At 62.5% G+C, this 11,495-nt stretch carries 7 protein-coding genes and 1 pseudogene; 4 read left to right on the forward strand and 4 right to left on the reverse strand.

The genetic code is table 11. The annotated features are described in order from the left end of the window. Positions 1–180: 180 nt before the first annotated feature. Complete coding sequence (locus V6M89_RS29980) at positions 181–1,461, reverse strand: GMC family oxidoreductase N-terminal domain-containing protein (protein ID WP_332856645.1); 1,281 nt, start codon at positions 1,459–1,461, stop codon at positions 181–183. A gap of 1 nt (position 1,462) precedes the next feature. Further along, a pseudogene (locus tag V6M89_RS29985) lies at positions 1,463–2,161 on the reverse strand (sensor histidine kinase); the annotation flags it as partial. 242 nt (positions 2,162–2,403) lie between these two features. Between V6M89_RS29985 and V6M89_RS29990 the strand changes: the two are divergent. Both V6M89_RS29990 and V6M89_RS29995 read left to right on the forward strand, forming a co-directional pair. Beyond that, the gene (locus V6M89_RS29990) at positions 2,404–3,642 is read left to right on the forward strand and encodes an SPFH domain-containing protein (RefSeq protein ID WP_332856646.1); all 1,239 of its coding nucleotides are present in this window, start codon (positions 2,404–2,406) and stop codon (positions 3,640–3,642) included. Positions 3,643–3,644: 2 nt separating this feature from the next. Further along, entirely contained in the window at positions 3,645–5,093 is a 1,449-nt protein-coding gene (locus tag V6M89_RS29995) for a hypothetical protein (RefSeq protein ID WP_332856647.1), read from the forward strand. Here V6M89_RS29995 and V6M89_RS30000 read toward each other — a convergent pair. Continuing rightward, positions 5,090–7,198 carry a TonB-dependent receptor family protein gene (locus V6M89_RS30000; RefSeq protein ID WP_332856648.1) on the reverse strand — a complete coding sequence of 703 codons (2,109 nt, stop codon included), beginning with the start codon at positions 7,196–7,198 and terminating at the stop codon, positions 5,090–5,092. The genes V6M89_RS29995 and V6M89_RS30000 overlap by 4 nt on opposite strands. Before the next feature lie 191 nt (positions 7,199–7,389). On the opposite strand from V6M89_RS30000, the gene adh reads away from it, so the two are divergent. Then, a complete protein-coding gene (gene adh, locus V6M89_RS30005) occupies positions 7,390–8,910 on the forward strand; it encodes an aldehyde dehydrogenase (RefSeq protein ID WP_332856649.1) in 1,521 nt (506 codons plus the stop codon). A 2-nt stretch (positions 8,911–8,912) separates the two neighbouring features. After that, positions 8,913–9,284, forward strand: a complete 372-nt coding sequence (locus V6M89_RS30010) for a DUF779 domain-containing protein (RefSeq protein WP_332856650.1) — start codon at positions 8,913–8,915, stop codon at positions 9,282–9,284. Here V6M89_RS30010 and V6M89_RS30015 read toward each other — a convergent pair whose 3' ends face one another. Then, positions 9,285–11,189, reverse strand: coding sequence for a sigma-54-dependent Fis family transcriptional regulator (locus tag V6M89_RS30015; protein WP_332856651.1), 1,905 nt, complete (start codon positions 11,187–11,189; stop codon positions 9,285–9,287). Between the last annotated feature and the right edge of the window lie 306 nt (positions 11,190–11,495).

Below are 11,495 nucleotides of genomic sequence, written 5' to 3' on the forward strand. Positions count from 1 at the left end.
AGTGTGAAAGTAGGTTATCGTCAGGCTAGTTATATAGAAGAACCCCACCAAGTGATCTTGGTGGGGTTTTTCGCATTCCACGGCCATTTGTTCAGCGCGGCACTGCCGCGCTTCACTATCTAAAAACCCCCACCAGCCAGAACGCGCTCAAGATCGCGCTCTGTGCAGGTGGGGGGGCGTCTAAAGATATTGCCCCAAGCGTTTGCCGAGGCATAGCAACGTCAACGTCGGAGGCAGTCCCCACGGTTGCGGAATCACCGATGCATCGCAGACGTAGAGATTGGTGGTGCTGGTTTGCAGCGTACTGTCCACGCCTACACCTATGCGCACGCTGCCGCCTGGATGCGCAGCGAAGTGCCAACTCTTGAATATCTTCCTGGCGCCGGCGGCCCGCAATATGCCGCGCGCCATATCCACACCGGCCGCCAGCTTGCGGCGGTCGGCTGGCGTCAGTGTTTTGTCGACCCATCGCGGGCCGATACCGCCACCGATGTCGTCACGTATCTTGACCATCAATGTCAGCGTTTTCGCGTGCGCCATCAGTCGGTCCACGCGTCCAACCTGTGCGGCGAAGGCCTGGTACATCGGCTTCGGCAACGTCATATCCGCCAACGCAATGCCTTCTTGATGCAGGTACAAGCCGGATGCCATCGGCACTTCGGCGCCGCCGTCGATATCGTCCACCTGGCCCATGACGGCGATCACCGGATCGCTGAAGAACGGACTGCTGGCTGGATGCAGACCTGAGCGATGCAGCAGCCGTGGTGTACCGATGCCGCCGGCGGCCAGGATCACATTTTCTGCTAACACCAACTGCACAATGCCATTGCGACGATAGCGCACGCCGGTAGCACGGCCGTTTTCAACGATGACCTGTTCGACTTTAGCCTGGTCGATCAACGTCGCGCCGAGCTGCCGCGCTTCGTCAAGGAAATCGCGCGCGGTCCACTTGGCGCCGAACGGGCAGCCGTACACGCAACGCCAGCAACCGGTGCGGCAAATCTGCGGCCGTATCATCTTGTCGAGTTTGCGCCATGCCAGCTGTTGCGCTTCGGCGCCCAGTTGGATACGACGGGCCATGGGGCCGATCAGGTTATCAGGCAAAGGCCCCATCGGTAGTTCGGCGCGCAACGATTCCAGTGCCGGCGCAAGATCGATGTCGTGCGCTGCAAACATCGCCAGCGGTGGCGGTGCGGCGGTGGCGAAATTGATGGTCGATGTGCCGCCGGCGGCGATACCGCTCACCAGCAGTGAAGCGTCACGATGGATAAACGCTCCCTTGCCAGGCACGGCGGCAATGCCGGCCATTTGCGACAGCGTTCCTTGCAGTGGCGCGGCGCTGCCTTGTTCCAGCACCAGAACGCGCAACTGCCGGCGCGCCAATTCACGCGCGACACTGGCGCCGCCTGGCCCGCTGCCGACTACGATGGCGTCATACTTCGGCGATGTTGAGGATGTCATGTCAGCCGCTGCGCTGTAGATTGAGTATGAAGGATACGCCATCGGCCTGATTTTGCGCGACGATCGTGCCACCCATCTTGGCCATATAGGTGCGCGCGACAAACAGGCCCTGGCCACGATTGCCGTTGGCCCCGGACTCCGGCTGGTCCGACACGCCGTATTCAAAAATCTTGGTGATCATGTCGGGTGCTATCTGCGGTCCGCGATTGTGAATGGTGATCGTCGCGCCGGTGTCGCTGCCTTCCAATGCGATGGTGATCGCGCTGCCCTGCACGCGATAACGTTCGGCGTTGCGCAGCACATGAGTGACGACGTCTTCCAGCGAGTACTCGTCAGCCCGTGCGATCAACGCTTCGGCCGCTCCCTGGAATACTACGTCGTGAATGCCGATACACGATGCATTCTCGGCGACGTTCTGCAGGAAGGCCGTCAAATCAACCTCCGTGACCTGAAGTTCGGATGACTGAAACGCTTCGCTTGGCGATGCCCGGCCATACAGCACGCGGATCGCCTGCTGCATGCGGGTGATGTAGCGATGGCTTTCGTCGTCAGGGCCGCCATGCAGCACCATCAGCGACTGCAGGGGCGACATGATCTCGTGGCCAACCGCATGCCACATGTCACGCTCCTGTTCGGCGCGGATGTTTTCGCGCTCAACATCTTCCCGTACCCGGCGTAGCAGATCGTGCAGGCCCGCAGCTGATTGCTGGTTGGCAGATCGTCCTCGATGACGGCGACTTTGGCCATGCTGTACTCCACTGACTGTCAATGCAGCGAGTATCCACGCTTTTACGGGAAAAGTCACAAATCGGCTGTGAGGATTTCTTCACGCGGCCGTAGCATAGCCGGACGGCGGCAGCGTTGATACTTCCGCCACATCCGGCGCACCATGCAGCTCAGGGATAGGCCCTGAACTTAAACAACCAGCAGAAGGTGAATATCATGGCAGAACGGATCAAACGGATGGTGCGGGCGGTGCGCGCGACTTTAAGCGGCGGCGCCGGCGCTGCGGTGAACGGCATGCGCCGCAACGGCGCGATGCTGGTGGCGTTGGGCCTGGCCGGCGCCGCCGTCTATGGTCTGGCCACGCATCCGCCGATGGCTAAAGTGGCGAACGGCAGCCTGGGTATCCGCATCAACCAGTTGACCGGTTCCGCCATCACCGTGCGTGATGGCGCGGTGTTCATGGTGCCCGGTGTGCATGTGTTGCGCCAGGTTTCGCTGCGTGACCAGGTGTACCGCCCGGCCGGCAACGACCAGGCGCCGTTTCAGTCGGTCGAAGGCCTGGCGCTGGGCGTGGACATGTCGGTGCGCTATGCGCTGGATGTGAATCGTGTAGCAGCCATGGCGCAGTCGCTGCCACCGGATATCAATGGCTCCATCGTCGAGCCGGCGGTGCAGGGCGTGATCTACAAGGTGTTCACCCGTTACACCGTGCGCGAGATATTCTCGACCAAGCGCGCCGAGATCCAGCAGGCGATCGAGGCGGAGCTCAAGCCCAAGCTGGCTGCTGACGGCATTACGCTGCGCGGCATCACCATCGGCAAGATCACGCTGCCGGAAGAGTACCAGGCCGGCATGGAAAAGCTGCTGGCCGAAGAACTGGAAACGGAGAAGATGCGTTACACGCTGGAGCTGAAGGAGAAGCAGGTCAAGCAGACCGCGCTTGAAGCCGATGCGGACAAGATCCGTCGCGAAAAGGCCGCCGAAGCCGCCGGCAACGAACAGATCATCGCGGCCAGGGCGCAGGAGCAGGCGATGGCGCATGTGCTGCCTTTCAAGCAGAAGCAGATCGAGCAACGCAAGCTGGAAGCGGAAGCCGAGAAGATGGCGCGCATCAAAACATCGGAGGGCAATGCGCAGGCGCGCGTCATTGAAGCCACCGGCGAAGCCGATTCGCGCCGCAAGCTGGCGGACGCGGAAGCCTACCGCCAGGAGCTGGTCGGCAAGGTGGCCGCAGCGCAGATGGAGCGCGAGGGCGATCTGATTACCCGCAATCCGCTGCTGATCCAGAAGACGATGGCCGATAAATTGTCGGACAAGGTATCGGTCATCATCGCGCCGTCGCCGACCGATGGCGGGTTTATCGGCTCGGCGCTGTTGGGCAGCCTGCAGGGCAAGCAGCCGCGCATGGCGACAGTCAGTACTGAAGCTGCGGACAGTGCCAAGGAAGGACAATAATCATGTCGATGATTGCAGCTGCCGCCGTACTGGCGATCGTTACGCAGGATCAGGCCGCACTGCGCGCCGCACCGAGGGACACTGCGCAGCAGCAGGCCGTCCTGTGGCAGGGCGACAGCCTGGAAATACGCGGCGAGAAGCAGGACTTCTTGCAGGTCTACGACTACCGCCGCGAGCGGGCTGGCTACATACGCGCTTCGCAAGTGCGCAGGGTATCGCTGGCGCCTACCGATGCACCTGAACTGCTGTCGGTGGTGCGCTTCCTGCGCGATACGCCGGGCGCCGAATCGTTGGGGATCAGCTATGCGGCGGCCTACCTGAAAGCGGCGCCGGCGGCCGCGATCACGGCGGAGCCGTTCGATGCGTTGGGCACGATGGCCGAGCGGCTGGCGCGGCGCGCCTCTTCAAAGCAGAGCAAGCAAGGCGATATCACGATCGCAGCGCATCTGGAAGCTGTAGCCAACTATGGCGTCGGCATCCGCAGCTTTGAACGCGAAGGACGCATGCAGTTGTGCTACGACGGCGAAGCCTTCAGGCGTGTATTGGCGATGCTATCGGAGCCGCAGCAGCGCGCGACGGCGGTGCTGGGACTGACGCGGCAGGAGTGCGTCGACCCGGCGCTGCGGCCCGGTGCGCGCGTGGCACTGGATGACTGGCGCGCCGAGGTGCTGGAGCGCGTCGACATGAAAGACCTGCCGCCGAATGTGCGCAATCGCATCCACATGCGACGCGCAGCGGTGTGGTCGTCGGTGGCGTTTGCGCGGGCGCGCAAGGGCGAGCAGGCCTACCGGTCCGCCCAGCGTGCGCTGGATGAACTGGGGATGGTGGAACCTGCGGAGCTGACCGAGGACGATACTGCGGCCTTTGCCGAAGCGGGTGTGCGCGTAGGTAGTGTGCGCTGGGCGGCGGAGAGCACGGCGCAGCTCCCGCCGGTGGCCATCAAGGCGCAGGTGGCGCCAACGCCGCAGAGTGGCCTGCGGGTGCTGATAGTGGCCGGGCAGCTGGGCGAAACCTGTGTCGCGCTGGTCGATGCAAAGCACGATCAGCAGCACGCGTTGGCCCGTCGTTGCAGTTATGGCGTGGTGTGGCTGGCCTCCGCGCGTGCCAATGCGCAGGGAACGGCGCTGTCGTTGGCGGTGCAGCCGATGGATGGCTGGCGCGAGATGTGGCTGTTCCATCAGACCAGCGCCGGTTGGCTGGTCGACGTGCTGCCGCCGGCCGCCGCCGATCCCGATATTGGCTATGCCGAATTCGCCGGCTGGGTGCCCGGATCGCAGAACATGCTGGTGGCGCGGGAGGCCCGCATCGATGGCAAATTCAAGCGCAGCTTCGAACTGGTGGAGATCAACACGCTGGCGACGTTGAAGACGGCGGACAAGCCATCGTCGCTCAGCATGTTCTATCGTTGGCAGGACCCGGCCTGGAAACGCCAGACCGTCAGCCTGCGTTAGAACTGATACCTTGCACTGGCTCCCAGCAGCCAGTTGCGTCCCGGCGCCGCTTCGTAATAACGTTTGTTGGTGTCGCCGACGATCAGTGAACCCACGTACTGCCTGTCCAGCAGATTGTTCAAGCGCGCAAACTGTTTGAAGCGCCACCCTCGCCACTGCTGGCTGGCGCCGACGCGCGCATTGAGCACGCCGTAGCCGGGCGCCGGCTGATCGGCGTTGGCGTCCTCCGCGTAGATTTTGCTACTGGCGACCGCCTCCAACGCGGCGTTGTAGCGGTCGTCCGTGCCCTTCCATGCCAGCTCGCCGTACGCATTGGCGTTGGGGACGCCGGGCAGCCGGCTGCCTTCCGACACCACGCCATAGCCCCTGTCGTAGATCGCCCGCAAAGTGGTGAGCGCCAGCCGGGTGCTCAAGCCATTGCTCCACGATGAATCGAGCGACAGTTCCATCCCTTGGCGCAGCGTGCTGCCGGCATTGCGATAGCTGGTGCGCCCGCCGCTGCTGTTGTCGACCACCAGTTCATCGCTGGTGCGGACCTGGAACAAGGCGGCGTTGATGCGGGTACGCTCGTCCAGGCGGGCCTTGATGCCGGTCTCCAGATGCGTACTTTGCGCCGACTGGAGGCCGAAGTTGAAGCCGCCGGCAACGCCGGAATAAAACAACTCGTTCAGTGTCGGCGTTTCGAAGCCACGCGCGGCGCTGGCGTACACGTTGAGTGCCGGCGCCCAGTGGTACAGGACTCCCAGCACCGGCGTGGTGTGGCTGTAATGGAGGTTGCCGCTGTCATTGCCGTTACTGAGGAAATGATCGTCGACAGAGAATCTGACGCTGCTATGGCGCAGGCCCGCGCTCAGCATCCATGCGCCGGATTGCCACTCGGCCTGAAGGTAGGAATCAAGGCTCGATACCTTGTCGCTCTCGTCGCGCCGCAGCGCACCCTTCACGCCGAACTGGATGCCGATGAAGTTTTCAAAGCCCTTGCGGCCGTCGGTGGAGCGGCCGTATTCCACGCCCACCGTGGTACTTAGCTTGCCGCCTGCAAGCTGGCTGGCGTGCAGCCAGCTCACATCCGCGCCATAAAAGTCGCGGTCGAAATCGACCACGCCGCCGGAGTGGGTCAGCGGCGCCTGGAACGCCTTGGAGAACGCCTGGTACTGGACCACTTGCCGATTGCCGCTGTAACTGGTCAGGCGCAGGCGGTCGTCGCCGAAGCGCTGCTCCCAGCTGGCGCCGATCTGCTGGTGGTCTATGCTTTTGCGGGTGTTGTAGCGGTCAGCCAGCGTGCGCTTCGGCACTTGGGTATCGGTGGCATCGATTTCTCCCGCGCGCGGATCGCGCCGATAGGTGGCCCAGGTCACGCCCAGCGGATCCTGCGTATCGTCCTGGCGCAGTGCGTTGGCGACGATGGCCAGCTTGGCGCCGGCCGTCGGGGCCAGCGTCAACTTGGCGAAGGCCTGTTCGCGGGTGGCGGCGCTGTGGGCGCGGTAGCCGTCGGTTTCGAAGCGCGACGCGTCCAGCACATAGCCGATACCCGCTTGCCTGCCTTGCGCGTTGACGTCGATCTTGCGGCTGCCGTAGCTGCCTGCTGTCAGATTGGTTTCCACTGTGGGCGCGCCATCGCCGTCGCGGGTGAACAGCTGGATCACGCCGCCGGAGTGATTGCCGTAGATTGCGGAGAATGGCCCGCGCAGCACTTCGATGCGTTCGGCGATGTCGAGGTTGAAGGTGGCGGCCTGGCCTTGGCCGTCCGGCATGCTGGCCGGGATGCCGTCCGCGATCAGCCGCACGCCGCGTACGCCGAAGGCGGAACGGGCGCCAAAGCCACGCGAGGAAATTTGCAGATCCTGCGCATAGTTCTGCCGGTTCTGGGCCACCAGGCCAGGCACCGCCGCCAACGCTTCGGATGCGTTGACGCCAGGTTGGCTTGCATGAATGCGGTCGGCATCGACGACGTCGATCGCGGCCGGCATCTCGAAAACGGAGTGGCCGACGCGGGTGGCGCTGACGATGACCACGTCGGGCGTTTCATCGGCCGTCGCCAGCGTCGCGGCGCCGGCCATGCACAGTGCGGCGAACGCTTGCAATTGAAAAGGGTGGTGCTTCATGTGTTCTCCAGTCGTGCAGTCAGTATTTCAGGAATAGACAACTGTGTCAAAAGTGAACAGTTGTCACAGCCTGGAAGCGCGTATAGCCCTGTTTTCCCGGGCATTGCCGCTGGCACGATGCTTGCGAAAAGAACGTGGCGTACTACTCCGCCGCACCAAGCGGCTCATAACCACAGCAGAAAGAGGATGACATGAATCTTGCAGACATCAGCAAACTGGGCGTCGCCAATCCCTTCAAAGAGCGCTACGACAATTACATCGGCGGAAAATTCGTTGCGCCGGTCAAGGGCGAATACTTCGGCAACATCACGCCGATCACCGGCCAGGTATTTTGCGAAGTGGCGCGCTCCACCGCCGAGGACATCGAGCTGGCGCTGGACGCCGCCCATGCCGCCAAAGACGCCTGGGGCAAAACCTCGCAAACCGAGCGCGCCAACATCCTGAATAAAATCGCCGACCGCATGGAGGCCAACCTGGCGCTGATCGCCACCGCCGAGACCATCGACAACGGCAAGCCTATCCGCGAAACCACCGCCGCCGATATCCCGCTGGCGATCGACCACTTCCGCTACTTCGCCGGCTGCATCCGCGCGCAGGAAGGTTCGGTCGCGCAGATCGACTCCGAGACCTATGCTTACCACTTCCACGAGCCTCTGGGCGTGGTCGGCCAGATCATCCCGTGGAACTTCCCTATCCTGATGGCGGTATGGAAGCTGGCGCCGGCGCTGGCCGCTGGTAACTGCGTGGTGCTGAAACCTGCCGAGCAGACGCCGGCGTCGATCATGGTGCTGATAGAGCTGATTGCCGACCTGCTGCCGCCCGGCGTATTAAATGTGGTGAACGGCTTTGGCCTGGAAGCAGGCAAGCCGCTAGCCTCCAACAAGCGCATCGCCAAGATCGCCTTCACCGGTGAGACGGGCACCGGCCGCCTGATCATGCAATACGCGGCGCAGAACCTGATCCCGGTCACGCTGGAACTGGGCGGCAAATCGCCGAACATCTTCTTTGCCGACGTGATGGACGCCGACGACGCCTTCTTCGACAAGTGCCTGGAAGGCTTTGCGATGTTCGCGCTGAACCAGGGCGAGGTGTGCACCTGCCCATCGCGCGTGCTGATCCAGGAATCGATCTACGAGAAGTTCATTGAGCGCGCGCTGGCCCGCGTGGCCGCGATCAAGCAAGGCAATCCGCTGGACGCCAGCACCATGCTGGGCGCGCAGGCCTCGCAGGAGCAGCTGGAAAAAATCCTGTCGTATATCGACATCGGCAAGCAGGAGGGCGCGGAATTGCTGGCCGGCGGCGGACGCAATGTCCAGGCGGGCGATATGAAGGATGGCTACTACGTGCGTCCGACGGTGTTCAAGGGCGATAACAAGATGCGCATCTTCCAGGAAGAGATCTTCGGGCCGGTGGTGTCGGTGACGACGTTCAAGGATGAAGCGGATGCGCTGCGCATCGCCAACGACACGCTGTACGGCCTGGGCGCCGGCCTGTGGACCCGCGACGGATCGCGCGCCTTCCGTGTCGGCCGCGCGATCCAGGCTGGCCGCGTCTGGACCAATTGCTATCACCTGTACCCAGCGCATGCGGCGTTCGGCGGCTACAAGCAGTCGGGCATCGGCCGCGAAAATCACAAGATGATGCTGGACCACTATCAGCAGACCAAAAACCTGCTGGTCAGCTATAGCCCCAACGCCTTGGGCTTCTTCTAGCCATGAGCCACATCATCGCCCGTGTCATGGCCACGCCGGCGGCGTTCGAATTGATCGCCGCGCTGCGTAGCCGTCACGGGCCGCTGATGTTTTTCCAGTCCGGCGGCTGCTGCGACGGCAGCACGCCGATGTGTTATCCGGCGGGAGAGTTCAACATCAGCGATACCGATGTCTATCTTGGTAACCTTGATGGGGCGCCGTTCTACATGGGCTGCGAACAGTTCGAGTACTGGGAGCATACGCAATTGATCATCGACGTCGTCGACGGCAACGGCGGCATGTTCTCGCTCGATAACGGCACGGGCAGGCGCTTCCTGACCCGCTCGCGCCTGTTCACCGACGAGGAAATGGCTGTGTTGAAGCCATCGCCCTAGTTATTTCAGGTTGGGCACCTTGCGGTAGATGGTGTTACGCGATACCCCGAGGGCGCGCGCGGTGGCGGAGACATTGCCACCGTGCGCCGCCAGCGATTTTAATATGGCCGACTGCTCCAGCTCTTCGAGGTTGGCGCTGCTGGCGGTTATCTCCTCCTGGGCCGGCGCTTGTTCCATATCGTCAAGGAAGTCGTCCGGCATGTGGGACAGGCAGATCTCGTGCTCGTCGCCCGCCATCACGATCGCCGTGCGCAACAGATTGGTCAGCTGGCGGAAATTGCCAGGCCAGCGGTGACGGCGGAACAGCTGCAGCAGTTCCTGCGAGACGTGATAGCGGCCGTTGTTCGATTCGGTCGCCAGGATTTTCTTGACCACGGTCTCAAGGTCGCTGCGTTCGCGCAGCGGTGGCAGCTTCACCACCAATCCATTCAAGCGGTAATACAAATCCTCGCGGAACAGGCCTTGCGCGATGCGGTTGCGCAGATTGTGATTGGTCGCGCAGATCAGCTCCACGTTCACCGGTATGGATTTGTCGCTGCCCAGCGGTGTCACCATGCGCTCCTGTAGCACGCGCAGCAGGCGCGCCTGCAAGCTGAATGGCATGTCGCCGATCTCGTCGAGGAACAGCGTGCCGCCGTTCGCTTGCAGGATCTTGCCGACCGCGCCTTTCTTGCGCGCGCCGGTGAAGGCGCCGTCTTCATAGCCGAACAATTCGGATTCGATCAGCGTCTCGGGTATCGAGGCGCAGTTGACGGCCACGAAGGGATTCATGGCGCGCGGCGAATCGTTGTGGATCGCCTGCGCCAGCAGTTCCTTGCCGGTGCCGGTTTCACCCATGATCATGATAGGGATGTCGTGTCCCAGCACGCGGGTGACCTTGTCGATCACCAGTTCCAGCTGCGGATCGCCGGTGCGCAGGTAGCGCAGGCCGGAGAGGCGGCGCTTGGCCGCAGCCGCCTGGTTGGCGGCGACGGCGCTGGGGCGTTCGTGCGTCAGCGATTGCTGGAATACGCTGTTGGAGATCCGCAGCTGCGCGCGGCCGGCCACGCGCACGCCACTGTGCATGCACAGGTTCAGCAGGCCGGGCGATGCGGTGCGATAGTGCTCGTACAGCGCGGAGACGGGCAATCCAAACAGGGAGCTGAATGTGTGCGATTGCAGCTCCCTGTACGACAGGCCCAATTGGAACAGGCCATTGCGATTGGCCGCCAGGAAGCGGCCGCCGGGCGAGAAGGAGGCGATGCCTTCCATCAGCGTGCCGATAAACTCCGGCCGCGCATGGAAGTGCAAGGTGATCACGTCCTCGAAGGTGGCGGAGAACAACTGGTTCTCTATCATCAGCGCCGACATGCGCACCAGCGCCATGGTGTGCTTGTGGAAGCTGCGCTGGTCGCCGGAGACATCCAGCACGCCGATGACGTTCCCAAGATGGTCGGCGATCGGCGCGGCGGAGCAGGTCAGGAAGTGGTTGGCGGTCAGGTAGTGCTGGTCCGCGTGGACCAGCACTGCCGCCTGTTCCGCGATCGCGGTGCCGATCGCATTGGTGCCCTTGCTTTGTTCGGACCAGGCGGCGCCGGGTTTCAGGGCGACGCGGCTGGCTTTCTCCAGGAAGTCGTCATCGCCGAGCGAGTGGACGATCACGCCATTCGCATCGGTGAGCAGCACCATATTGTGGGTGTTGACGATTTGCTGGTACAGCGTCTCCATCGCCGGCACGGCGTGGGTGTGCAGCATGCGGTTCTGCTCCAGCAGCAGTGACAGGTCCGTCTTCGGCACCGGGCCGAAGTCGACGGAGGAGTCGGGGCGTAGCCCAAACTTCTGCGATCGCTGGTGCGAGGATTCGATAATCAGCGGCATGCTGTCTTCCCATGCCGTGGTGCGATGTGGCGCGGTTTGGCGTTCCATGTTGTCTCGGTCTCCGGCTGGCCGTTATCGGCTCTATTGCCCACTGTAGCGCAAACGAAGCGCGAGCGGAAAATAAACCTTGGTAGTTTCGCCCTGCCTTTGCTATAGTTCGCCTCCCCGCAAAACGCAGCATGCAAATGCAGCGAAGAGCGGAGAAAAAACAGGCTTGACGAGATAAACGAAACACTTCATAATCTTGCCTCTTCGCTGATGAACACAACGCTTCTTCAGCAAGCAGTACCGAATAAGTTCTTTAAAAATTTACAGTCGATAAGTGTGGACGTTTGATGAAAGTGCACACGCTGC

The sequence above is a fragment of the Duganella sp. S19_KUP01_CR8 genome (assembly GCF_036688705.1).
Classification (GTDB): Bacteria; Pseudomonadota; Gammaproteobacteria; order Burkholderiales; family Burkholderiaceae_D; genus Rugamonas.

Coding starts and splice junctions, on each gene's coding strand:
- V6M89_RS29990 (WP_332856646.1), top strand. CDS start 2,404: ATGGCAGAACGGATCAAACGGATGGTGCGGGCGGTGCGCGCGACTTTA.
- V6M89_RS29995 (WP_332856647.1), top strand. CDS start 3,645: ATGTCGATGATTGCAGCTGCCGCCGTACTGGCGATCGTTACGCAGGAT.
- V6M89_RS30015 (WP_332856651.1), bottom strand. CDS start 11,189: ATGGAACGCCAAACCGCGCCACATCGCACCACGGCATGGGAAGACAGC.
- V6M89_RS29980 (WP_332856645.1), bottom strand. CDS start 1,461: ATGACATCCTCAACATCGCCGAAGTATGACGCCATCGTAGTCGGCAGC.
- V6M89_RS30010 (WP_332856650.1), top strand. CDS start 8,913: ATGAGCCACATCATCGCCCGTGTCATGGCCACGCCGGCGGCGTTCGAA.
- adh (WP_332856649.1), top strand. CDS start 7,390: ATGAATCTTGCAGACATCAGCAAACTGGGCGTCGCCAATCCCTTCAAA.
- V6M89_RS30000 (WP_332856648.1), bottom strand. CDS start 7,198: ATGAAGCACCACCCTTTTCAATTGCAAGCGTTCGCCGCACTGTGCATG.